Consider the following 23,257-nt stretch of genomic DNA (forward strand, 5'->3'; position numbering starts at 1 on the left):
CTGCACTTGCGGCTGGTGGCTCGTTGATGGCTTACAAGTGCCTGTCGTTATGCGATTTCTTTATCGTTCAGCATTTCTTCATACTGTGCCATATACGCTTTGTGCTGCTTGAGGATTTTTAGCGTTTCAGTTTTGGCGTAGGAATCGTCCGGCAGCTTAGGCAAGTATCTCATCAAAAAATCAAAGTCCTGTTGAATCCGCCGGACGGCGACTTCCAGCGCAGAGTAGTTGATTCCAGAGTAGTGTGAGTAGCTCGACTGCGAAGCCAAACGATCTTCCGGGTACAGAATCTCATGCACGATCTGTTCACGGTTCACATAGGCTGCTTTGGCAAGGCGGTGAATATCGGCATCACGGACTTTGAACTGCCCGGACAGGGTTTTCTCCTGCATACCGGGCACCATCTGTTCCATGATCTCTACGCCGTGCATGAACTTTTCAGAACGGGCAACGTAGGATTCGCTGACATTGTTCCGCTCTGCAATCTGCTTGCGGATGCTTGCTTCTGCAGAGGTGGGAGGAATTGTGTCAATTTGACACAATTCCTCCGGGGCGGTTTTCTTGGCAGCAGCCGTGTGCTGGTTGTTGCCGTTTCCGCCGGGCTTTCGATGCTCCATACTGTACTGTTTTCCAATGAGGAACTTCTTCTGCTCCGGTGTGAGGTTGCGCCGCCCCAGCTGATTCTTGCAGATCCAAGCGAGAGCTTCCTCACGATTTGCAAAGCGGAGCGGCATGGTAGAAAAGTAGATTTCGGGATGCTTCTGAAGAATCGCATAACGATTGTGACCGTCAACAAGTGTATTGTTCCACACGATCAAAGGAGAGAGCAGTTTGCCCTCTTTCAGGATATTTTCTTCAAGCTGCTTAAATTCATCATCGGTCAGAGGGGGAATCTGGGACTGGAACTCCGGGTCGATTTTCAGGTTGATCATATGCACACTTCTTTATCTCTCCTGCTGCGCCGGTTCTTCCTCCCGGAAAAAGGACGCAACATTCTGCTTTGCGGTTTTCAGCTTGAGCAGTTCCTCTTTAGCTTCCTTGTACTGCTCGTAAAACTTTGCCTTTTCGGATGCCAGCTGCGAATACTCGGCTTCCAGCTTTTTCGGGCTGGGCAGCTTGGTGAGGTTGTTTGCCTTGAAATAGGCTGCTGCCGCCCGGTACGCTGTCAGCTCTGCACGGTGCTGCTCCTCAAAGGCTGCGGGTCGCTTGGCGGTCTTTAACTGCTGTGCGACATTCTTGGTGCTGGTATAGGCTGCGACATGATAGCGCAGCGCTTTGTTGGCTTTCATGCGACCATCGAGGTCTTTCACTACTGCCAGCGAGTCGTGGTATGCTTGAGCGTTGCCATACAGTTCACCCAGAACTTTCTCGGCGTGCAGCCGAAATGCGGTCAGGTCTGCAAGTTCGTCAAGGAGTTTCGCCCGGATCTGCTCGGTGTCCGCACCGCCGGAATTGAAGTGCCTTGCAAGCTGGTTGAGATTGCTGCCCACCTTGCTGCACTGGGCAAGCAAAGTGGAAACAGCGGTCAGGGTTTCTTCTCCGCCGCCGGCAACGATGACCGGTTTCTCGATTTTGACGTTGTGGATGGCTCGGCGGATGAAAGTGGAGAGGGAGAGATTCAGGAGTTTGCAAGTGAGTTCCAGTGACGCTTTTTCCTCCGCTGTCACACGGAACTTGATGACGTGCGTTTTGTTGTTCGGCGTGTCGTGGTGCTGGGAATTGCTGGGAATCGGTTGAACATTCGTTTTGGTCATTGTACCTCCTGTCCGTTCGATAACTCCTCGGTGAAGTTATGTAAGCACGACACGCCGTTCCATTCGTGCCGTAAGGCACGAATGATGAGCAGGGTTTGGGGCAGGCACGCCCCAACAAGATCACTTCGGAAATGCAGACGCATTGCAGAAGTGAAGTCCCGGTGGAGCACAACATTTTCAAGAATTGAAAATTTGTGGCCACGGGACGGTTCTTGCCCTCTACCGCTGCGCTCAAAACGCATTTTCAACAAATGTTTCCGAATTGTTAAGACGCAAAAATAAGTAGAGGTGGTCCTGCTCATGTAAGGGGGTCACCGTTTGCTCCGAACGAAGTTCCTGCCCCTGTTTGTGCAGCGGTGTTGTCCGGCTCGCCCACACAAAGTGTGAGGTCATGGCGCAGTAGGGATAAGCTGTAAAAAGAAGCATGGACGCCCCCCGAAAAGGAGAACGTCCATGCTTCTTGATGTATCCAAATGGAGGAGATTGCGAAATCAGTAATTGTCCGGGCAGACGATTTCCAGCATCTGATCGAAAACCTCTTCCATCTGCCGCACCAGTGTGAACTGGGTGCGGGCGCGGTCGAGGTTGTGATTCGGGCGAGCAATATGGAAATAATGGTCGCCCTCCAGATAGTCAGTCAGAAAACGGATGCCGCATTCCAGTGTCATGAGCCTTGCACCCCATGCAAGACTCTTTTTTTCTGCCATGCTCATGGATGCCCCGGCAGTGGAGAGATACCCTTTGGCGAACACTTCGTACAGATGCAGGTCAAAATGGACTTTGCTCTGGTCAGGTTCGTCCTCAGCGCAGTCGTTGGCACCGGTGCGGATGGAATCGCCGAAGTCGTAGGCCGAAAGTCCCGGCATCACGGTGTCGAGGTCAATGACACAGATGCCTTTTCCGGTAGCGGCATCGATGAGGACATTGTTGATCTTGGTGTCATTGTGGGTGACGCGCAGAGGAATTTCGCCAGTTGCCAGCTGATCCAGCAGGACATGGCAGTCCTGCTCCCTCGCATGGATAAATTCGATTTCCGACGTGATATTTTTTGCCCGGCCCAGTGCATCGGCGGCGAGGGCTTTTTCAAAATTGGCATAGCGGTTGGGCGTGTCGTGGAAGCGGGCGATGGTTTCGTGGAGGGTGGAGGCCGGGTAATCCTCCAGCTGGTTCTGGAATTTGCCCAGTGTCTCGGCCACGGTGCGGAAGTCGGCTTCGCTGCCGACCTGCTGCAAACAGATAGTATCTTCTACAAAGTTGTAGGCACGCCATGCGCCGCCGTCTGCATCCAGATAGCAAGTCGACCCCGACAAAGTTGGGATGACATTCAGCGTTTCCCGTGCTGGGTCGCCGCCCTCGGCAAGAATTTTTGCCCGCAGATGCCGGGTCACGCCGCAGACATTCTCCATCAGGCCCACCGGGTTAGTAAAGGTATCTGTGTTGATGCGCTGCAAAATAAAGCGTTTGGAATGATCTTCCCGCCAGACCACAAAGGTGTCGTTGATGTGCCCCTCACCATAGTGGTGAGCATCGCAGAGCACAGGCCCGCCAAAATCAAAGGCATTTGCAGCAGACTGGAGCAGAGAAAGGGTAACGGATTTCATCATAAATTTCTCGTTTTCGTTATACTTCATGCCGTTTTGACGGGGCAGGGCGTTGTCCCTGCCGCACCTGACGGCGGTATTCATTGGGGGTCAAGCCTTCCGCCTTGCGGAAGCATTGGGAAAAATAGCTGGGAGAGGAAAAACCCATCAACTCGCTGATCTGCGCCAGACTGTAACCGGTGTTGCCCAGCATATATTTGCTTTCCTCAATACGGCGGCGGTTCAGATAGGTGATCGGAGAGATGCCATACTCTTTTTGGAAGGTATGGGCCAGATAGTATTTGTTGATGTGGGCGATTTCGGCAAGGGCATCCAGCGAGATATCTTCGCGGTAGTTGCTGTCCAGATACCGCTTGATCTCCACACACTCCCGGCTGTCGGAGCGGGGCGTTTCCTCTACCTGCAAAGAAAGCGTGGTACACCGCACCAGCCAGATGAGCAGCACTTCCAGCAGATCCTGACAGACCGTTTCGCAGCCGTCCAGACTGCGGTCTGCTTCGGCCAGCAGCATATGGAGCAGCGTCACCATCCGCTCCCGATTTTTCCGGCAGTTGAATATAGCGTAGGAAGAATCTGATTTTCCAAATAAGATCTCGATGCCAGCAACGCCCAATACAATGTATTCCAGAGGTGAAGCATTCAGGCTCAACTCGGTATGCTCTACCTGCGGATTGACGATAATCATATCATCCGGTTTGACTGGATAAAGCTGACCGCTTAAATAAAACTGACCTTCTCCGCTCAGACAGTAGAACAGCTCTGTGCAGGAATGGGTGTGGGCAGTGCTGTTCCAATCGCCGCCAAATTTGCTTTTGCTGATGTACAGCAGCCGGAAGGATTCCCGTGGAGCGGGAGCATGGCGGATATCAAATCGCTCGGTACTCATAAATGGCTCCTTTTGAGGCAAAACGCAAAAACTATAAAAATAAAAGCAAGATACTAAAAATGCAAGCCTAAAAACGATGCGTTTTTTCGTGCGTTTTTTCTCATTATAGAGGCAATGAAGAAAAAATGCAAGCCCTGATTTTTGGACGGGTTCAATACTTTTGCCTTCGATAAAGTGCAAAAAATATGTCAAACTGGTTACAAGCTGGGAGAATGTACCAAAACTACAGTACAAATTTTATTGCTTTTGCTGAAAGAATTTCCCGAAAAGCAATATTTCTAAAAAATGAAACAACAAAGACCTTGTTGCGAACCGTAAAAACCTCTATATTGGAAGCAGAAAAAACCACAGCCCCTTCGGACGAAGCCTGTTTGCCCCGGCTGTGTTTTGAACGGAACTTTATGATGGAGGATACACTATGAAACGCATTTCTCGTCGCAATTTTCTGAAAGTGGCTGGCGTGGGTGCCGCTGCACTGAGCCTGGCTGCCTGTGGTGGTGCTGCCAGCTCCACCGCGTCCAGCGCGGCATCTTCTGCTGCTACTTCTGCCGCAGCAGAGAACGTGACCATCAAGGTCGCTGCCATCGAGACCGGCTATGGCGCTGAGATGTGGAAGAAGGTCACCGAGGCCTTTACTGCTGAGACCGGCATCAAGGTGGAGCTGACCACCGACAAAAAGCTGGAGGACGTCATCGGCCCCTCCATGCAGGGCGGCGACTACCCCGACGTGGTCCATCTGGCCACCGGCCGTGAGGCTGCCCTGACCGAGCAGTTCATCAAGGGAAACCTGATCGCGGACATCACCGATGTGCTGAGCATGACCGTGCCCGGCGAGAGCAAGAAGGTGAGCGAGAAGATCGCCGGCGGCTTTACCGACACCTCTCTGACCAACCCCTACGGCGACGGCAAGACCTATCTGGCCCCCATGTTCTACAGCCCCTGCGGCCTGTTCTACAACGCCGGTTTCCTGAAGGAAAAGGGCTGGGACGTGCCCAAGACCTGGGACGAGATGTGGGCACTGGGCGACAAGGCTGCCGCTGAGGGGACCTACCTGTTCACCTACCCCACCACCGGCTACTTCGACGCCTTCTTCTATGCGCTGATGTACGCCGCAGGCGGCCCCGACTTCTTCAACAAGGCTACCCACTACGAAGAAGGCATCTGGGACACCCCCGAGGCAAAGACCTGCTTTGATATCGTGGCAAAGCTGGCTTCCTACACCAACCCCATCACCCCCGCACAGGCCAACGATCAGGACTTTACCCAGAACCAGCAGCTGGTGCTGGACAACAAGGCCCTGTTTATGCCCAACGGCACCTGGATCGTGGGCGAGATGGCCGAAGCACCCCGTGCAGACGGCTTTGAGTGGGGCATGACCGCTCTGCCCGCTGTCAAGGCCGGCGGCGACAGCTACAGCTACACCTGGTTCGAGCAGGCATGGATCCCGGCAGGTGCTGAGCATCTGGATGCAGCCAAGCAGTTCGTGGCGTACCTGTATAGTGACGAAGCCTGCAAGCTGTTCGCCGAGAGCGGTGCGATCCAGCCTGTGCTGGGCATCGCCGACAGTCTGGAAGGCGACAACAAGATGTTCTACTCCATCTACGACAACGGCGCAAAAGCCGCCATGGGCAACTTTGCAGCCTTCAGTGCCATCCCCGGCGTGGAAGTGCGCACCGTGTTCTTCGACCCTGTCAACTCTCTGGTGTCCGGCAGCATGACCGAGCAGCAGTGGATCGATGGCATCAAGTCCGCCAGCGACCAGATGCGCGCCAACATCATCGAGTAATTAAGCCCTGCCCAGCGGGGGCGGTTTTTACCGCCTCCGCTTTTTTGGGCTGTACAGTACCATCAAGAAAGGAGCGGTCAATCCCCTATGAGAACGGATAAAAGCCGCAAACGGTTCGTATTCCTCTGTGTGGCACCGGCTACCATCCTGTTTTTCCTCTTTATGATCCTGCCCACCCTCAACGTGTTCCGCATGAGTTTGTATGAGCGGGGTGCCTATTCTCCCAACGAGACCTTTGTGGGGCTCAAAAACTTCCAGCATCTGCTGCGGGACGCCCAGTTCATCCGCTCGATGCAGAATATGATCCTGCTCGTGGTGGTGGTCACCATCGTCACCTTTGCGTTTGCACTGGTGTTTGCAGCCATCCTGACCCGCGAAAAGATCAAAGGGCAGAACTTCTTTCGCATCATCTTCTACATCCCCAACATCCTGTCGGTGGTCGTCATCTCCGGCATCTTCTCTGCCATCTATAAGCCGGAAAACGGCATGCTGAACAGCATCATCGGCCTGTTCCGCAACATGAGCGACCCCATCCTGTGGAAGGGCGAAAAACTGGTCATCCCCTCCATCATCATTGCCATGGTGTGGCAGGCCATCGGCTACTACATGGTCATGTACATGGCCTCCATGTCTGCCGTGCCCATCAGCCTGTACGAGAGCGCCAATCTGGACGGTGCCGGGCGGCTGACCCAGTTCTTCCAGATCACCATCCCCCTTATCTGGACGAATATCCGCACCACTCTGACCTTCTTTATCATCTCCACCATCAACATGGCGTTCCTGTTTGTCAAGGCCATGACCAGCGGCGGGCCCAACGGCGCATCGGATGTGGCGCTGAGCTATATGTACAGCCAGAAAGACGCTGGCCTGTATGGTTATAGTATGGCCATCGGCGTGGTCATCTTCCTGTTCTCGTTTGCCCTGTCCGCCTGTGTCAACAAGGTCACCAACCGCGATACGCTGGAATTTTAAGGAGGGAAGAAGATGCAGAATACCACCGAAAAATCTTCCCGCTCTGCGGAAGGTCTGTACAAGTTTTTCATCTATTTTGTGCTGGTTCTGCTGGCCGTTACCATCATCGTGCCGGTGGCATGGGTGTTCATGGCCTCCATCAAGCAGAATGCAGAGTTCTACGGCAACCCGTGGGCATTGCCCGCCGGGTTCTACTGGCAGAACTTCGTCAACGCATGGAACGGCGCCAAAATGGGCGAATATATGCTCAACTCGGTCATCGTCACCGCGCTGGCGCTGGCGCTGCTGCTGGTCGTTGCCCTGCCCGCCGCCTACTGCCTGTCCCGCTTTCACTTCAAGGGCCGCAAGCTGCTGAACACCCTGTTCATGGCGGGTCTGTTCATCAACGTGAACTACATCGTGGTGCCCATCTTCCTGATGCTGCGGGACGGCGATGTGTGGCTGAAAAGCCACTTCGGCAGCGGCTTTCTGCTGAACAATCTGGTGGTGCTGGCGGTGGTGTACGCCGCCACCGCGCTGCCCTTTACCATCTACCTGCTGTCGGGCTACTTTGCCACCCTGCCCCACGATTTTGAGGAGGCCGCCTATATCGACGGTGCAAGCTATTTTTCCACCATGACCCGTATCATTTTCCCAATGGCAAAGCCGTCTATCATCACCATTATTCTGTTCAACTTCCTGTCCTTCTGGAATGAGTACATCATCTCCATGACCCTTATGAGTTCCACCAGCGCACCCCGTACTCTGCCGGTGGGTCTGCTGAACCTGATGCAGGCCCAGCAGAGCGCCGCCCAGTACGGTACCATGTACGCAGGCCTTGTGCTGGTGATGCTGCCCACCCTGATTTTGTACATCTGCGTGCAGCGGCAGCTGACGCAGGGCATGACCGTGGGCGGCCTGAAAGGTTAAGGTGACAGACGATGAAAGCATATTGGAAAAACCATCCCGCCCTGCGCATGATCCTGATGCTGGTGCTGTTCGTACTGGCACTGGTGCTGGTGGTATCCGGCTGGAAAATGACCGGGCAGCTGGCTGGTCTTGGCATCATGCTGGTGGGCGTAGCGCTGCTGCTGGCTGTGCTGGCCATCTACAATGCGACCTATCAGGATTGAGGATAAGAGAGAGGTAAAGGAGAATCCCTATGGATGAAACAAGAAAGTCCGGGCGCGTGACCATCCCCACCGACTTGGACGTGGTGCCCGAAACGCTGGAGATCTTAAAAAAGTGGGGTGCAGACGCCATCCGCGACTGCGACGGCACCGACTTTCCGCAGCAGCTGAAGGATGCCGATGCAAAGATCTACTCCACCTATTATACCACCCGCAAGGACAACGCATGGGCCAAGGCGAACCCGGACGAGGTACAGCAGTGCTACATCATGACCGGCTTCTACACCGCTCCCGGCGACACCGTGACCATCCCGCTGATGAAGGGCATCAGCCCGGAGCTGATGCAAGTGAACACCAACGACGACATCACCCGCTGGTGGGAGGTCATGGACCGAACCACCGGCCAGCCCGTGCCGCCGGAAAAGTGGAGCTATGCGGACGGCAGCGTGACCGTGCAGGCCGTGCCGTTCCATGAATATACGGTCAGCTTTCTGGCCTACCTCATCTGGGATCCGGTACACATGTACAATGCCACCACCAACGGATGGACGAACTTTGAGCATCAGATCACCTTTGATGTCCGTCAGCCCAAGACCCACAAGTATTCGATGGAACGTCTGCGGAAGTTCATCCAGGAGCATCCGTATGTGAACGTCATCCGCTACACCACCTTCTTCCACCAGTTCACCCTGATCTTCGACGAGCTGAAGCGGGAGAAGTTCGTGGACTGGTATGGCTACTCTGCTTCGGTCAGCCCTTATATCCTCAACCAGTTTGAGCAGGAAGTGGGCTACAAGTTCCGCCCGGAGTACATCATCGATCAGGGCTACTATAACAACCAGTACCGGGTGCCCAGCAAGGAATTTCGGGATTTTCAGGCCTTCCAGCGCCGCGAGGTGGCAAAGCTTGCCAAGGAGATGGTGGACATCACCCACGCGTGCGGGTGCGAAGCCATGATGTTCCTCGGCGATCACTGGATCGGCACCGAACCTTTCATGCCAGAGTTCAAGACCATCGGCCTGGATGCCGTGGTGGGCAGCGTGGGCAACGGCTCCACCCTGCGCCTGATCTCTGACATTGAGGGCGTGAAGTACACCGAGGGCCGTTTCCTGCCGTACTTCTTCCCCGACACCTTCCACGAGGGCGGCGACCCGGTGCGGGAAGCCAAGGAGAACTGGGTTACAGCCCGCCGCGCTATCCTGCGCAAGCCCATCGACCGCATCGGCTATGGCGGCTATCTGAAACTGGCCTTGCAGTTCCCGGAGTTCGTGGACTACGTGGAGAGCGTCTGCAACGAGTTCCGCGAACTGTACGAGAACATCAAGGGTACCACACCCTACTGTGTCAAGCGAGTGGCCGTGCTGAACTGTTGGGGTAAAATGCGGGCTTGGGGCTGTCACATGGTGCATCACGCCCTCTATTACAAGCAGAACTATAGCTATGCCGGTGTCATTGAGATGCTGTCCGGTGCGCCCTTTGATGTGAAGTTTATCAGCTTTGAGGATATCAAGAACGACCCGCATCTGCTGGATTCGTTGGATGTCATTATCAATGTCGGCGATGCCGACACCGCACACACCGGCGGCATCTGGTGGGAAGACCCGGAGATTTCCTCCGCTATCCGCAAGTTCGTCTGGAACGGCGGCGGCTTTATCGGCGTGGGTGAGCCTTCCGGTCACCCGTATCAGGGCCACATTCTCCAGCTTGCCACTGTGCTGGGCGTGGAGGAAGAAAACGGCTTCACCCTGAACTACGACAAATACAACTGGGAGGAGCACCCCGACCACTTTATCCTGCAGGACGCCGACCAGCCCGTGGACTTTGGCGAGGGCAAAAAGAACATCTACGCCCTCGAAGGCACCGAGGTGCTGGTGCAGCGGAACAAGGAAGTGCAGATGGCCGCCCACGACTTTGGCAAGGGGCGTGCCGTGTACATCAGCGGCGTGCCGTACAGCTTTGCCAACAGCCGTACCCTTTACCGCGCTATCCTGTGGAGTGCCCACAGCGAGGAGGAACTGCATACATGGTTCAGCTCCAATTATAATGTAGAAGTTCACGCCTACGTCAAGAACGGCAAGTATTGTGTGGTGAACAACACGTACGAGCCGCAGGACACCACCGTTTACACCACAGACGGCAGCAGCTTTGCTCTGCATCTGGATGCCAACGAGATCAAGTGGTATGAGATCTAAGTTCTCCTTTTCATAAACGAACACAACGGGCAGCTCTGTTACCAGAGCTGCCCGTTGTGTTTGCTGTATCTGCCGGTAACTCAACCTGTGTCAATCGAACGCTGCAATGGAGATGGCTGGAAACGCAGAAATTCAGTAATGCAAGCGTAATAGACCTGCAGAAAAAAGAAACTGCCCGTGCGAGTATGCGTAAGATGGTGAAACACTTACTGAAAAAATTTAAGTATCCACCGGTGGCATATGATACGGCAATCAGCACGGTCATTAGCCAGTGTGAGATGTGAACTGACAACATGGTAGTATGAATTGTATGAAATGTCGTTGATTTGTGCTTGACAATCGGATTCCTTTTCTGTAAAATGATTTTAGAAAATACTATTATTGAAAATACGAAAGGCTGTTTTATGGGCAAGATGATCTTAGATGACCTCCGCAAGCGTCTGGAACGGCTGGACGAAGATGTGGACCTGATATGATCGACAACGATGATCGCTATCAGGAGTATGTGGAGAGGTGGAGACCATGCGAAAGCTGACATTCGAAGGCTTTTTGAAGCAGTATGTGGCAGAGCTTTCCGGAGTTCAAACGGCAAGCGTCCATAAGCTGGCAGATCGTATGGCTGAAAATCCCCGCCTGAAAGAACCGCTGTTTCTCTATGCGCTGGCCTTTAATAAAGTAGATTTGTTGCTCCGCTATACTGCAACCAGCGCTGTTGCTGCGGAATATGAGCAGCTTTCCAATCTCTATTCGCTGGAGCAAATGCTGGTGCTTCTGGAAAAACAGTCACCTGAACTGCCAGAGGGCTATCGGAAAGTCTGGCGCAGCTATTGTTCGGTGCGGGATGCCGCCCTTGCGGACAATGACACGAAGGAACTGATCCATCGCCGGGTATTGGAACTTCAGCAAAAAAAGAAATTGACGAATTATCGCCTTTACACAGACTTGAAGCTGAATCCGGGCAATGTGAATGCATGGCTCAAATACAACGATTCCAGCAAAATGAGCCTCGACTGTGCACGGCAGATCTACAAGTATGCAAAAAGCTACCCGTCTGTTCGATAAGAAAAAGGAAGTGAGTCTATGACTGCCGTAATCTACGCCCGCTATTCATCGGACAACCAGCGCGAAGAATCCATTGAAGGCCAGATTCGGGAATGCACGGCTTATGCGGAAAAGAACGGCATCACGGTCATCAAGCACTACATTGACCGTGCATTCTCTGCCAAAACGGACAATCGCCCGGAATTCCAGCAGATGATCAAAGACAGCGGCAAAAAGCTGTTTGATGTTGTTCTCGTTTGGAAATTTGACCGCTTTGCCCGGAATCGTTTTGATAGCGCAAACTATAAGATGATCCTGAAAAAGAACGGTGTCCACCTGATTTCCGTTATGGAACCCATTGCCGAGGGTTCACAGGGCATTCTGGTGGAAACCCTTCTGGAAGGTATGGCGGAATACTATTCCGCAGAGCTGTCCGAAAAGGTGATTCGTGGCCAGACGGAGAATGCTTTGAAGGGAAAGTGCACCGGCGGCACGGGAACCATCGGCTATAAAATCGACGAGGACAAGTTCTATCATCTTGACCCGCTGACCGCTCCGCTGGTGCTGGAAGCCTTTCAGCGGTATGACAACGGTGATAAGATGGTGGAAATCGTAAGCTTCCTCAACGATAAGGGCGTCCGCAATATGCTGGGCGGCAAAATGACCCACAGTAGTGTGAACACCATGTTGAAGAACCGCCGGTACATTGGAGAATTGTCTTTCCGGGACATCGTTGTGCCGGATGCAATTCCGGTTATTGTTCCGAAAGACCTGTTTGACCGGGTGCAGAAGCGTCTGGATAAGAATAAGCGTGCCCCTGCCTGTGGCAAGGCAGACGAGGAATATCTGCTGACCACCAAGCTGCTCTGCGGCAAGTGTGGTGCGCTGATGTTCGGCGAAAGCGGAACCAGTGCCACCGGACGCACCTACTATTATTATAAATGCGCCAACGTCAAGCGCCGCAAGGGCTGCAATAAAAAGACCGTGCAGAAGGACTGGCTGGAAGATCTGGTCGTCCGGGAGACCATGAAGCTGATTCAGGACGATGCGATGATCGACAAGATCGTTCAACTGGTCATGGATGTCCAGAATCAGGAGAACACCACGATTCCGCTGCTGGAAAAGCAACTGCGAGAGGTCAACAAAAAGTTGGACAACCTGATGAAGGCGATCGAGGACGGCTTGTACACCCGGACAACGAAAGAGCGTCTGGAAGCGCTGGAAAGCCAGAAAGATGAACTGACTGTAAAAATCGCAGATGAAAAATTGAAGAAGCCCAGCTTCAATGAGGATTTCATCCGATTCTGGCTGATGAAATTTAGAAAGTTCGATATTTCGCAGAAAAAACAGCGGAAAGCGCTGATTGAAATTTTTGTAAATGCCATTTTTCTGTACGATGACCGGATGCTGCTCACGTTCAACTACAAGGATGGCACCCAAACCGTCCGATTTGAGGACGCTTTGACGGTTGATGGGATAGAAGGAAAAAGTTCGGATTTGTTCAGCTCTGCTGGACCAGAGCTCTTCAGTCGAGATACTGAAGAGCTTTTTGTTATATCTGGAACTTTTGCAAACAACAGAGCCGCAGTCTTTTGGGAGACTGCGGCTCTGTTTTATACTGCTTTATTTGCCCTCTGCGCGGAGTTTCGCGTCCTTTTCCAGCAAGGGCTTGAGGTATTGGCCGGTAAAGCTGCCCGGCACCTCGGCTACCTGCTCCGGCGTACCCTCGGCGACGATGAGGCCGCCGGCACTGCCGCCCTCGGGGCCGAGGTCGATGATGTAGTCGGCGCACTTGATGAGGTCGAGGTTGTGTTCGATGACGATGACGGTGTTGCCTGCATCCACCAGCTTCTGCAGCACCTCGATGAGGCGGTGGACATCAGCCATGTGGAGGCCGGTAGTCGGCTCGTCGAGGATATACACGGTCTTACCCGTGCTGCGGCGGGCCAGTTCGTTGGCCAGCTTGACACGCTGCGCCTCGCCGCCCGAAAGAGTCGTGGCGCTCTGCCCCAGCGTGACATACCCCAGGCCCACGTCCAACAGCGTCTGCAGCTTGCGGGCGATCTTCGGCTGGTTGGCGAAGAAGACGACCGCCTCTTCCACGGTCATGTTCAGCACGTCAGAGATGGTCTTTTCCTTATACTTGACTTCCAGCGTTTCGCGGTTGTAGCGTGCGCCCTTGCAGACCTCGCAGGGAACGTAGACGTCCGGCAGGAAGTGCATCTCGATTTGGAGGATGCCGTTGCCCTCGCAGGCCTCGCAGCGGCCGCCCCGGACGTTGAAGCTGAACCTTCCCGGGCCGTAGCCCCGCATTTTGGCGTCCTGCGTCTGGGAAAAGACCGTGCGGATGTCGTTGAACACGCCGGTATAGGTGGCGGGGTTGGAGCGGGGCGTGCGACCGATGGGCTGCTGGTCGATGCCGATGACCTTATCCACGAACTCGAGGCCCTCTACCCCATCGCACTTGCCAGCGCGGGAGCGGGCGCCGTTCAGTTCACAGGCGAGGGTCTTATACAAAATCTCGTTGATGAGGCTCGACTTGCCCGAGCCGGAGATGCCCGTCACGCAGACGAACTCGCCCAGCGGAAATTTTACGTCGATGTTGCGCAGATTGTTTTCGCGCGCCCCCTTCACCGTGAGGAAATTGCCGTTGCCAGGGCGGCGGGTCTGCGGCACCTCGATGCGCTTGCGGCCCGACAGATAGTCGCCGGTGATGCTGCGCTTGGCCTTGCAGATGTCCTTGACGGAGCCTGCGGCCACGATCTCGCCGCCGTGGACGCCCGCGCCCGGGCCGACGTCCACGATATAATCGGCGCTGCGCATGGTATCCTCGTCGTGCTCGACCACAATGACCGTATTGCCGAGGTCACGGAGATTTTTCAGCGTTGCGATGAGTTTATCGTTGTCGCGCTGGTGCAGGCCGATGGACGGCTCATCCAGCACGTACAACACACCCGACAGAGCGCTTCCGATTTGGGTGGTCAGGCGGATGCGCTGGCTCTCGCCGCCGGACAGGGTGCCTGCCGACCGGGCCAGTGTGAGGTAATCGAGGCCCACGCTCTGCAAAAACTGCAGGCGGTTCTTGATCTCCTTCATGATCTGGCCGCCGATCTGCTTCTGCTTTTCGGTCAGGTTCGGCTCATTGTCGGCGATGAATTTCAGCTCGTCCCGAATCGACATTTCGCAGAAATCGCTGATGTTTTTGCCGCCGATGGTCACAGCCAGCACCACCGGTTTCAGGCGCTTACCATGGCAGTCGGGACACTCGACGCCCGACATGAAGCTGCCGATTTCCTCCTTCATCCACTCGCTGTTCGTCTCGCGGAAGCGGCGCTCGAGGTTCTCGACGATGCCCTCAAAGGTATTATAATAGACGCCGCTGCCGAACTCATTCGTGCGGTGCATCTCGATTTTTTCTTCGTTGGTGCCGTAGAGCAGGGCGTTGACGGCCTCGGTGCTCATTTCTTTGATGGGCGTATCCAGCGTAAAGCCGTATTTTTTGCCCAGTCCCAGATAATACATCTCGGCTACAGAGCCTTCGGCGTAGTACCAGCCGCTGGCCTTGATAGCCCCCTCCCGAATCGAGAGGTCCCGGTTGGGCAGGATGCGCTCTTCGTCCACCCGCATGAAGGTGCCGAGGCCGGTACACTTCTCGCAGGCACCCAGAGGGTTATTGAAGGAGAAGAGCCGGGGTGACAAATCACTGATGGAAATGCCGTGCTCAGGGCAGGCGAAATTCTGGCTGAATGTCATACATTCGCCACCGATGACATCCACCTCAGCCACGCCGCCGGTGAGGGCAAGGGCCGTTTCCAGCGAGTCAGCCAGACGACCGCGGATGCCCTTGCGCATGGCAAGACGGTCAACGACGATCTCCACGGTGTGCTTGATGTTCTTTTCCAGCGCGATCTCCTCGTCGAGGTCGTACATGTTACCGTCGATTTTTACGCGGGCGTAACCGGCGCGGCGAGCGGCGTCCAGCTCTTTCTGCTGGGTGCCTTTGCGCTGACGGACGACAGGCGCAAGGACCTGGAACTTCGTCCCCTCTTCCAGCTTGAGCACAGCGTCCACCATCTCATCCACGCTCTGCTGGCTGATGACCCGCCCACACACCGGGCAGTGCGGCACGCCCACACGGGCGTACAAAAGGCGCAGATAATCGTAAATTTCCGTCACGGTACCCACGGTGGAGCGGGGGTTGTGGCTGGTGGTCTTCTGGTCGATGGAAATGGCCGGAGACAGGCCGGTGATCTCGTCCACATCGGGCTTGTCCATCCGGCCAAGGAACATCCGGGCGTAGCTGGACAGGCTCTCGACATAGCGGCGCTGGCCGTCGGCGTAGATGGTGTCGAAAGCAAGGCTCGACTTGCCCGAGCCGGACAGGCCGGTCATAACGATGAATTTTTCACGCGGGAGAGTCAGATTCACGTTTTTCAGGTTGTGCTCCCGCGCACCTTTGATGACTATTTTATCGTTTGCCAAGGTACTTTCTCCCTCTTCTCTGTGTCTGTGCATGGTTCTGCTTCCGCTCCGTCTCTGCCGAGGAATCCACAGTGGGGTTCTCGCCCCGGCGCAGGCGGTCGATCTGGTCGCGCAGGAAGGCCGCATGCTCAAATTCCAGCAGCTTGGCAGCTTCCTTCATCTCCCGGGTCAGGCGGTCAATGGCGGCTTCGCGCTCGAGCTTGCCCATCCGCCGGGTGTTCATCCTGGCATTCTCAGCCTTGTCGCTGATCTCAATCGAATCCGGGATGGCCTTGACGATGGTCTTCGGGACGATGCCGTGTTCAGCGTTGTAGGCCATCTGGATGGCGCGGCGGCGTTCTGTCTCGGTGATGGCGCGGTCCATGCTGTCCGTCACCTCGTCGGCGTACATGATGACCAGACCTTCGGCGTTGCGGGCGGCGCGGCCGATGGTCTGAATCAGGCTCGTCTCGCTGCGGAGGAAGCCCTCTTTGTCGGCGTCGAGGATGGCCACAAGGCTGACCTCGGGCAAGTCGAGGCCCTCACGCAGCAGGTTGATGCCCACCACCACGTCGATGGTGCCGAGGCGGAGGTCTTTGATGATCTCCATCCGCTCGAAGGTGTCCACCTCGTGGTGCATATACTTGACCTTTATCCCCTGTTCGGTAAAGTAATCCGTCAGATCTTCGGCCATTTTCTTGGTCAGCGTCGTGACCAGGACGCGCTCATGCCGCTCGATGCGAGCGTTTATCTCGCCCAGAAGGTCCGTCACCTGCCCCTCTACGGGGCGCACCGAGATGAGCGGGTCCAGCAGACCAGTGGGCCGGATGACCTGCTGGGCCACCTGGGTGCTGTTCTTCCGCTCGTACTCGCCGGGGGTGGCCGAGACAAATATCATCTGGTTGAGCTTGGATTCCACTTCCTCGAACTTGAGGGGGCGGTTGTCAAAGGCCGACGGCAGGCGGAAACCGTACTCCACCAGCGTCTTTTTGCGGGCGTAGTCGCCACCGTACATGGCCCGCACCTGCGGCAGGGTGACATGGCTCTCGTCTACGAAGAGCAGGAAGTCGTCCGGGAAATAGTCAAGCAGAGTCGTGGGCATACTGCCCGGCGCACGGCCCGACAGAACGGCAGAATAGTTCTCGATGCCCTTGCAGATGCCCACTTCCGTCAGCATCTCAATGTCGTAGTTTGTCCGTTGCTGGATGCGCTGGGCCTCGATGAGCTTACCTTCCGAGGTGAACTGCTTCACCTGCGCGTCGCACTCGGCGCGAATCTTTTCAATGGCGGCAGCCTTTTTGTCGGCGCTGACGATATAGTGGCTGGCCGGGAAGATGGCAACATGCTTGACCACGTTCTGCTTGGTGCCCGTGAGGGGGTTGAACTCGGTGATGCGGTCGATCTCATCGCCGAAGAACTCCACCCGGATGGCCAGCTCGCTCATATAAGCCAGATAGATGTCCACGATGTCGCCGTGGACGCGGAACTTATTGCGGATGAAATTGACATCGTTGCGCTCATATTGCAGCGTCACCAGCTTTTCACACAACTCGTCCCGCTCCATCTGCATCCCGGGCCGCAGGCTGATGACCATGCTGCGATAGTCGATGGGGTCGCCCAGCGAGTAGATGCAGGACACCGACGCGACGATGATGACGTCCCGCCGCTCCGAGAGCGCCGCCGTGGCCGAGTGGCGCAGGCGGTCGATCTCGTCGTTGATAGCGCTGTCCTTTTCGATATAGGTATCGGTGCTGGGGATATAGGCCTCCGGCTGGTAGTAGTCGTAGTAGGAGACGAAATATTCCACGGCGTTGTCCGGGAAAAACGAGCGAAACTCGGTGCAGAGCTGGGCGGCCAGCGTCTTGTTGTGGGCCAGCACCAGCGTCGGGCGGTTGCACTGGGCGATGACGTTCGCCATCGTGAAGGTCTTGCCGCTGCCGGTGACGCCCAACAGGGTCTGGCAGCGGTCGCCCCGCTCTACCCCCTCTACCAGCTGTGCGATGGCCTGCGGCTGGTCGCCCGTGGGGGCGTAGGACGACACCAGATGGAATTTTTCCTCTGCCACAAAAAGCCCTCCTTTTCAAAACTACGATTAGTTGTATCTCTTGCAGCCATTATACCACAATTATTTTATAATGTAAATCATTCTCTTCCATATGGGCGTAACATTGCGCCGGTCTCGAAGTCGTAGAAAGGCAGGCGGTTGGATTCCCGCATGGAGAAGTAGTCGTTTTCGGCGAGGATGATGTGGTCGCGCAGGCGTATCTTGACCAGCCCCAGCGCACGGACGATGTTCTCGGTGGCGGCGAGGTCTTCGCGGGAGGGCAGCGGCACACCGTTGGGGTGGTTGTGGCAGAGCACGACGCTTTCTGTCCCGCCCCGGAGCGCCGCCGAGACGACGTCCTTCACCTCGAGGCTCACCATCCGGCTGTTCCCCTCCTTGAGCCAGTACACGCTCTTTACCCGGCTGCGGCTGTCCAGCGAAAGGAGCAGGGCTTTCTCCTGTTTTGCCCCGGCGAAGCGGGGTTTCAGGTAAGCCGCCAGCTGCTCAGTAGTCGTCAATGCACCTTCGGTGCTGGTGCGGCTGTGCTCGTAGTACCGGCTCACCTCGGGCAGGAGATGCAGCATCCGGGCGCTGGCCGGGCCGACGCCCGGCACACGGCAGAGTTCTTCTTCACTGGCTTCCAGCACACCGGCAAAGCTGCCGAACCGCTCCAGCAGCGCGTGGGCGATGCCGTTGGTATCCCGGCGGGCGTTGGTGATGTAGAGCAGATATTCCAGTGCCTCGTGGGGTGCGAGACTTTCCAGCCCGTACTGCTCCACACGGGCGCGCATCCGCTGCCGATGGCCCTCGTGGCTTATGTTCTGTCCTGCCATAGCTGCGCTCCTTTGTTTGTAGTCGTTTCTTTTATAGTACCCCATTTTCGGCAAAAGACAAGAGCCGACAGAAAATATTCTGCGTTGACTTCATGGGGAGAGTAGATTATTATAGGTGTATCAGATACTTTTTATATAAGGAAAACGAACATGAAACAATACACTGCCACCGCCAACGACGAGGGTGTCCGCCTCTCCCGCTTTGTTCAGAGCGTGACCCGTGACTTCCCTACCAGCCTTTTATACAAGAGCTTCCGCAACAAGCGCATCAAAGTCAACGGCAAAAAGGGTGTACCCGAAGACCGCATCAAGGCCGGCGACCTCATCGAGCTCTACATCAACGACGAATTCTTCCCGCCTGAGGGTGCAAAGCCAACCCGCAAGCCCGCCCCCAAAAAGCAGCAGAACCAGCCCAAGGTGACGGTCATCTACGAGGATGAGAACATTGCCGTCCTCTACAAGCCCACTCACCTGCTCTGCCACAGCGACCGCACCGGCGACGCAAACCTTGTGGACGCCTTCACCCAGTATCTGGCCCAGAAGAGCGAGTACGACCCCCAGGGCGAGAACCGCTTCAAGCCCGGCATCTGCAACCGCCTTGACCGCGGCACTGAGGGCCTCGTCATCGCGGCCAAGAGCTACGCCGCCCTCCGGGACATGAACGAGATCATCCGCACCGACCTGCTCAAGAAGGAATACTACACCATCACGGTGGGCATCCCCCAGAGCGGGCGCTTCACTGCATGGTGGGAGCACGACGAGAAGAACAATAAGGTGAGCATCCACGCCCACCAGTCCCAGGACGAGCGCCGCAAGCAGATCATCACCGATGTGGACGTACTGCGGACAGCTGGCCCCTTCGCCCTCTGCCGCATCGGCCTCATCACCGGCCGCACTCACCAGATACGCGCCCATCTGGCCTATCTGGGCAAGCCGGTGCTGGGCGACATCAAGTACGGCAACCGCAAGATGAATGAGCGCACCGGCACCCGGACGCAAGCCCTCTGCGCCGTCCGTATCAGCTTCCTCGACATCCCCGAGGAAAATACCCTCCACTACCTCTCCGGCAAGGTCATCAAGCTGAAAGACCCGCAGATCGTAAAGCAGTTCGATGGGCTGGACAAGAACAAGCAGGCCCCCGCCGAGGAGAAGTAAGATGGAAAAAGTCGATAGGACCCACTGGGAGCGGGCTGAATTGTTCGAGTTTTTCTCCGCTGTTTCCCACCCTTTTTACAGCGTCACCTTCCGGGTGGATGTAACAAACCTTTACCGCTATGTTAAGGAGCGGCATTTGTCGTTTTATTACGCGATGGGGTATCTCGTGACGGACGCCGTGAACAGCGTGAAGAATTTCCACTACGCCATCCGGAACGGCGAGGTGTGGCTGCTGGATGAGCGCATTCCCAGTCTGACCGACCTGAAACCCGGCAGTGAGCAGTTTCACATCGTCACCCTGCCAAAAGTCGGTGGCATTGCGGAGTTCTGTGCCTCCGCACAGGCGAGAAGCGCTGCCCAGAAGACCCTTCTTGACCAGGACGAAGAGAACAACAACCTCATCTATATCTCCTGCACACCGTGGTTTGATTTGACCGGCTGCACCAACGAGCGGGATTTTGACCGGGACGACAACATCCCCCGCATCACATGGGGCAGATATGGCGAGGAAAATGGCCGCAAGAAATTGGGGATGTCGGTGGAGGTCAATCACCGCTTCATCGACGGTCTCCATCTGGGGAAATTCTACGAGAAACTACAGGCCGACATCAACGCACTATAAGGAGGCATTCTGATGTATCCTGACCGCAAAACCCGCAGGTAAGTCTCTCCCCTCTTTTTGCATTGGAGGTACAGCACCATGCACAAGCCCCGCATCATCTTTTTTGACATCGACGGAACCCTCATCGACATGGAGAAAAAGCGTATTACTGAGCGGACACTGGACGCTCTGCGCCGCTTACAGCAAAACGGCATCCTGCTGGCCATCGCCACCGGGCGTTCTCCGCTCATTGTGCCGAAATTCGACGGCGTGGAGTTCGATGTCTTTCTCACCTACAACGGCTCCTACTGCTACGACCGTCGCGGAGATATTTTTGTCATCCCCATCCCGCCACAGGATGTGCAGACGCTGATCCAAAACGCCGCAGCGCTTGGTCGTCCGGTGTCGGTTGCAGGACGGACGCAACTGCTCTCCAATGGAACGGATGACGATCTGACGGCATATTACGCCATCGGCGGACGAGCGCCGGTCATTTCCGATAAGTTCGATGAAGTCTCCCGAGGTGAAGTTTTCCAGCTGCTGATGGGCTGCCGCGAAAGCGACTGGCCCGCCATCCTCAAAGGCACGAGCGGTGCAAAAATCGCCGCCTGGTGGGACAGGGCGGTGGACATCATCCCCATCTCCGGCGGAAAAGGAGCCGGTATCCAGAAAGTTCTGGCCTATTACGGCCTGACGCCCGAGGATGCAATGGCTTTCGGTGACGGCAACAACGATATAGAAATGTTTCAAGCTGTCGGTCACAGCGTTGCCATGGGCAACGCTTCTGCCGATTTGAAAGCCATCGCCAGCGAGGTCTGCGGCACCTGTGCAGAGGATGGTATTTATCACTACTGCAAAGAAAATGGTTTGATTTAAGAAAACAAAAAGAGGCCGCTGTGTTCAACCTCTCCGTCACGGCTTCGCCGTGCCGCCTCCCCTATCGAGAGGGAGGCTTTGGCATGGCAGAAAGCCCAATCTCTTCGCCAGAGGCTCCCCTCGGTAGGGGGAGCTGTCGAACGAAGTGAGACTGAGAGGTTGCTTTTACAGCGGCCTCTTATTTTTTGCTATTTACTTTTCTTCTCGTTCCGCCTTTTCGGCCTCCTGCTGCCGGCGCAGTTTCTTGATGCGCTTTTTCTCGCTCTCGACGCGGGGCCAGGGCCACGAGAAGCCCTCGTTCTCCTTGCACCAGCGGGTCAGCGGGTAGAACGCAAACGCCAGCCCGAACAGGTACAACAGGACGTACAGCAGACCCGAAAGCGTTACCAGCGCGTCCAGCGCACCAATGAGCGCCATAATGAAGCCAGCTTTCAGAAAAAACAGGCCGTTCTGGCGGCAGTACTCGGGGAAATTTTCGGCCTTGACGGCCTGACGGCCCTGGTCGCCCCAGACCCGTGGATTTTTCATGACCGAATAGCCGTAAAAGACCAGCATCAGGCCACAGGTGAGTTGGAATCCAAAAAACATCTGCGTTGTTCCTCGCTTTATTCTGGTTTGATGGAGTCAGAAGCGTGCTCAGTCGTCGTTGTACTCGCCCAGCAGCGGCTTCATGAAGGGCAGGAAGTCCAGCGTTGCAAAGTAGTCGCGGGGAGTCTCGGCACGGCGGATGAGGCGGTGAGAGCCGTCCTCGCAGAGCAGGACCTCGGCGCTGCGCAGCTTGCCGTTGTAGTTGTAGCCCATGGCAGAGCCGTGCGCACCGGTGTCGTGGATATACACAATGTCGCCGATGTCGATTTTGGGCAGCATACGGTCGATGGCAAACTTGTCGTTGTTCTCGCACAGACCGCCGACCACATCGTACTTGTGGTCGTGGGGTGCGTCTTCCTTGCCCAGCACGGTGATGTGGTGGTAAGCGCCGTACATGGCGGGGCGCATCAGGTTGGCCGCGCAGGCATCCAGACCGATGTATTCCTTATAGATGTGCTTCTCGTGGATGGCAGTAGCTACCAGAGCGCCGTAGGGGCCGGTGGTGAAGCGGCCCATCTCGGTGAAGATGGAGACATCGCCCATGCCGGCGGGGACCAGAATTTCTTCAAACTTCTTGCGAACGCCCTCGCCGATGTCCATGATGTCGTTCTCCGTCTGCTCGGGGCGGTACGGGATGCCGACGCCGCCGGACAGGTTGATGTAGGCGATATGCACGCCGGTGGCCTTCTGGACGCGGACAGCCAGCTGGAAGAGGATGCCTGCCAGCTCAGGATAATAGGCGTCAGAGATGGTGTTGGAGGCGAGGAAGGCGTGGATGCCAAAGTTTTTGGCACCCTTTGCAGCCAGCTTCTTATAGCTGTCGATCATCTGCTCCTCGGTCATGCCGTACTTGGCGTCGCCGGGCTTGTCCATGACCTGGAAGCCCTCTTTGCTCTCGCCCAGCTGGAAGGTGCCGCCCGGATTGTAGCGGCAGAAGATGTTCTCCGGCACACCGGCCACACGGTCGAGGAAGTCCACCATCGTGGCGTCATCGAGGTTGATATAAGCGCCCAGCTCGTAAGCCTTCTTCATGTCCTCCACAGGGGTCTGGTTGGAGGAGAACATGATGTCGCTGCCGCTGAAGCCGCACACTTCGCTGAGCATCAGCTCGGTCAGAGAGGAGCAGTCCACGCCGCAGCCCTCTTCCTTCAGGATCTGGAGGATGACGGGGTTCGGCAGAGCCTTGACCGCAAAATACTCGCGGAAGCCCTTGTTCCAGCTGAATGCCTTGTTGATGCGTCGGGCGTTCTCGCGGATGCCCTTCTCGTCATAGACGTGGAAGGGGGTGGGTACGTCCTGAATGATGTCCTGAGCCATCGACTCAGTCAAAAACGGTTTCTTTTCCATGATTGTACATC

Annotated in this window: 18 protein-coding genes and 2 pseudogenes; 11 read left to right on the top strand and 9 right to left on the bottom strand. The window is 55.9% G+C overall.

The genetic code is table 11. The annotated features are described in order from the left end of the window. Positions 1-47 precede the first annotated feature (47 nt). The 4 genes and pseudogenes from J3349_RS12760 to J3349_RS12780 all read right to left on the bottom strand — a co-directional run bounded on the left by J3349_RS12760 (position 48) and on the right by J3349_RS12780 (position 4,241). Positions 48-932 carry a hypothetical protein gene (locus tag J3349_RS12760; RefSeq protein ID WP_207677673.1) on the bottom strand — a complete coding sequence of 295 codons (885 nt, stop codon included), beginning with the start codon at positions 930-932 and terminating at the stop codon, positions 48-50. 396 nt (positions 933-1,328) lie between these two features. Further along, positions 1,329-1,754 (bottom strand): annotated as a pseudogene (mobC, locus tag J3349_RS12770) (plasmid mobilization relaxosome protein MobC); the annotation flags it as partial. A 491-nt stretch (positions 1,755-2,245) separates the two neighbouring features. After that, positions 2,246-3,355, bottom strand: coding sequence for an aminoglycoside phosphotransferase family protein (locus tag J3349_RS12775; RefSeq protein ID WP_207677705.1), 1,110 nt, complete (start codon positions 3,353-3,355; stop codon positions 2,246-2,248). 19 nt (positions 3,356-3,374) lie between these two features. Further along, complete coding sequence (locus J3349_RS12780) at positions 3,375-4,241, bottom strand: AraC family transcriptional regulator (protein ID WP_207677674.1); 867 nt, start codon at positions 4,239-4,241, stop codon at positions 3,375-3,377. 418 nt (positions 4,242-4,659) lie between these two features. On the opposite strand from J3349_RS12780, the gene J3349_RS12785 reads away from it, so the two are divergent. The 8 genes and pseudogenes from J3349_RS12785 to J3349_RS12820 form a co-directional block, all read left to right on the top strand. Continuing rightward, the gene (locus J3349_RS12785; protein WP_207677675.1) at positions 4,660-6,027 is read left to right on the top strand and encodes a carbohydrate ABC transporter substrate-binding protein; all 1,368 of its coding nucleotides are present in this window, start codon (positions 4,660-4,662) and stop codon (positions 6,025-6,027) included. An 87-nt stretch (positions 6,028-6,114) separates the two neighbouring features. Further along, positions 6,115-6,999 carry a sugar ABC transporter permease gene (locus J3349_RS12790; protein ID WP_097800188.1) on the top strand — a complete coding sequence of 295 codons (885 nt, stop codon included), beginning with the start codon at positions 6,115-6,117 and terminating at the stop codon, positions 6,997-6,999. Positions 7,000-7,011: 12 nt separating this feature from the next. Then, positions 7,012-7,908, top strand: a complete 897-nt coding sequence (locus J3349_RS12795) for a carbohydrate ABC transporter permease (RefSeq protein WP_207677676.1) — start codon at positions 7,012-7,014, stop codon at positions 7,906-7,908. 11 nt (positions 7,909-7,919) lie between these two features. Then, positions 7,920-8,111, top strand: a complete 192-nt coding sequence (locus J3349_RS12800; RefSeq protein ID WP_097793535.1) for a hypothetical protein — start codon at positions 7,920-7,922, stop codon at positions 8,109-8,111. A gap of 29 nt (positions 8,112-8,140) precedes the next feature. Beyond that, positions 8,141-10,300: a 1,3-beta-galactosyl-N-acetylhexosamine phosphorylase gene (gnpA, locus tag J3349_RS12805; protein ID WP_207677677.1), complete on the top strand. Its 2,160-nt coding sequence runs from the start codon at positions 8,141-8,143 to the stop codon at positions 10,298-10,300. A gap of 56 nt (positions 10,301-10,356) precedes the next feature. Next, a complete protein-coding gene (locus J3349_RS14225; protein ID WP_256276039.1) occupies positions 10,357-10,584 on the top strand; it encodes a type I restriction enzyme endonuclease domain-containing protein in 228 nt (75 codons plus the stop codon). Positions 10,585-10,822: 238 nt separating this feature from the next. After that, a complete protein-coding gene (locus J3349_RS12815; RefSeq protein ID WP_207677678.1) occupies positions 10,823-11,362 on the top strand; it encodes a transcriptional regulator in 540 nt (179 codons plus the stop codon). An 18-nt stretch (positions 11,363-11,380) separates the two neighbouring features. Then, a pseudogene (locus J3349_RS12820) lies at positions 11,381-12,859 on the top strand (recombinase family protein); the annotation flags it as partial. 105 nt (positions 12,860-12,964) lie between these two features. Here J3349_RS12820 and uvrA read toward each other — a convergent pair. From uvrA to J3349_RS12835, 3 genes are all read right to left on the bottom strand, one after another. Continuing rightward, on the bottom strand, positions 12,965-15,823 hold the full coding sequence (gene uvrA / locus J3349_RS12825; protein WP_207677679.1) for an excinuclease ABC subunit UvrA: 2,859 nt from the start codon (positions 15,821-15,823) through the stop codon (positions 12,965-12,967). Beyond that, positions 15,810-17,867 (bottom strand): excinuclease ABC subunit UvrB, encoded by a 2,058-nt coding sequence (gene uvrB, locus J3349_RS12830; RefSeq protein WP_207677680.1) that lies wholly within the window; start codon positions 17,865-17,867, stop codon positions 15,810-15,812. The genes uvrA and uvrB overlap by 14 nt, the downstream gene beginning before the upstream one ends. 77 nt (positions 17,868-17,944) lie before the next feature. Beyond that, on the bottom strand, positions 17,945-18,679 hold the full coding sequence (locus J3349_RS12835) for a JAB domain-containing protein (RefSeq protein WP_207677681.1): 735 nt from the start codon (positions 18,677-18,679) through the stop codon (positions 17,945-17,947). Between the two features lie 150 nt (positions 18,680-18,829). On the opposite strand from J3349_RS12835, the gene J3349_RS12840 reads away from it, so the two are divergent. The 3 genes from J3349_RS12840 to J3349_RS12850 all read left to right on the top strand — a co-directional run bounded on the left by J3349_RS12840 (position 18,830) and on the right by J3349_RS12850 (position 21,311). Continuing rightward, entirely contained in the window at positions 18,830-19,834 is a 1,005-nt protein-coding gene (locus J3349_RS12840; RefSeq protein WP_207677682.1) for an RluA family pseudouridine synthase, read from the top strand. Position 19,835: 1 nt separating this feature from the next. After that, positions 19,836-20,456, top strand: coding sequence for a CatA-like O-acetyltransferase (locus J3349_RS12845; protein ID WP_207677683.1), 621 nt, complete (start codon positions 19,836-19,838; stop codon positions 20,454-20,456). Positions 20,457-20,534: 78 nt separating this feature from the next. Continuing rightward, the gene (locus J3349_RS12850; RefSeq protein ID WP_207677684.1) at positions 20,535-21,311 is read left to right on the top strand and encodes a Cof-type HAD-IIB family hydrolase; all 777 of its coding nucleotides are present in this window, start codon (positions 20,535-20,537) and stop codon (positions 21,309-21,311) included. A gap of 192 nt (positions 21,312-21,503) precedes the next feature. Here J3349_RS12850 and J3349_RS12855 read toward each other — a convergent pair whose 3' ends face one another. Beyond that, positions 21,504-21,899, bottom strand: a complete 396-nt coding sequence (locus J3349_RS12855; RefSeq protein WP_015564989.1) for a hypothetical protein — start codon at positions 21,897-21,899, stop codon at positions 21,504-21,506. A gap of 48 nt (positions 21,900-21,947) precedes the next feature. After that, on the bottom strand, positions 21,948-23,246 hold the full coding sequence (locus tag J3349_RS12860) for a diaminopimelate decarboxylase (RefSeq protein WP_207677685.1): 1,299 nt from the start codon (positions 23,244-23,246) through the stop codon (positions 21,948-21,950). Between the last annotated feature and the right edge of the window lie 11 nt (positions 23,247-23,257).

Origin of the sequence: Faecalibacterium sp. Marseille-P9590 (assembly GCF_017377665.1) — a bacterium.
Lineage (GTDB): Bacteria > Bacillota > Clostridia > Oscillospirales > Ruminococcaceae > Faecalibacterium.

What these genes read in the sequence shown, in the direction of transcription:
- J3349_RS12800 (WP_097793535.1), top strand. Translation starts at nt 7,920, where the DNA reads ATGAAAGCATATTGGAAAAACCATCCCGCCCTGCGCATGATCCTGATG.
- J3349_RS12760 (WP_207677673.1), bottom strand. Translation starts at nt 932, where the DNA reads ATGATCAACCTGAAAATCGACCCGGAGTTCCAGTCCCAGATTCCCCCT.
- J3349_RS12775 (WP_207677705.1), bottom strand. Translation starts at nt 3,355, where the DNA reads ATGAAATCCGTTACCCTTTCTCTGCTCCAGTCTGCTGCAAATGCCTTT.
- J3349_RS12840 (WP_207677682.1), top strand. Translation starts at nt 18,830, where the DNA reads ATGAAACAATACACTGCCACCGCCAACGACGAGGGTGTCCGCCTCTCC.
- J3349_RS12790 (WP_097800188.1), top strand. Translation starts at nt 6,115, where the DNA reads ATGAGAACGGATAAAAGCCGCAAACGGTTCGTATTCCTCTGTGTGGCA.
- J3349_RS12850 (WP_207677684.1), top strand. Translation starts at nt 20,535, where the DNA reads ATGCACAAGCCCCGCATCATCTTTTTTGACATCGACGGAACCCTCATC.
- J3349_RS12845 (WP_207677683.1), top strand. Translation starts at nt 19,836, where the DNA reads ATGGAAAAAGTCGATAGGACCCACTGGGAGCGGGCTGAATTGTTCGAG.
- J3349_RS12780 (WP_207677674.1), bottom strand. Translation starts at nt 4,241, where the DNA reads ATGAGTACCGAGCGATTTGATATCCGCCATGCTCCCGCTCCACGGGAA.
- J3349_RS12815 (WP_207677678.1), top strand. Translation starts at nt 10,823, where the DNA reads ATGCGAAAGCTGACATTCGAAGGCTTTTTGAAGCAGTATGTGGCAGAG.
- J3349_RS12855 (WP_015564989.1), bottom strand. Translation starts at nt 21,899, where the DNA reads ATGTTTTTTGGATTCCAACTCACCTGTGGCCTGATGCTGGTCTTTTAC.
- J3349_RS12785 (WP_207677675.1), top strand. Translation starts at nt 4,660, where the DNA reads ATGAAACGCATTTCTCGTCGCAATTTTCTGAAAGTGGCTGGCGTGGGT.
- gnpA (WP_207677677.1), top strand. Translation starts at nt 8,141, where the DNA reads ATGGATGAAACAAGAAAGTCCGGGCGCGTGACCATCCCCACCGACTTG.
- J3349_RS12860 (WP_207677685.1), bottom strand. Translation starts at nt 23,246, where the DNA reads ATGGAAAAGAAACCGTTTTTGACTGAGTCGATGGCTCAGGACATCATT.
- J3349_RS12835 (WP_207677681.1), bottom strand. Translation starts at nt 18,679, where the DNA reads ATGGCAGGACAGAACATAAGCCACGAGGGCCATCGGCAGCGGATGCGC.
- J3349_RS12795 (WP_207677676.1), top strand. Translation starts at nt 7,012, where the DNA reads ATGCAGAATACCACCGAAAAATCTTCCCGCTCTGCGGAAGGTCTGTAC.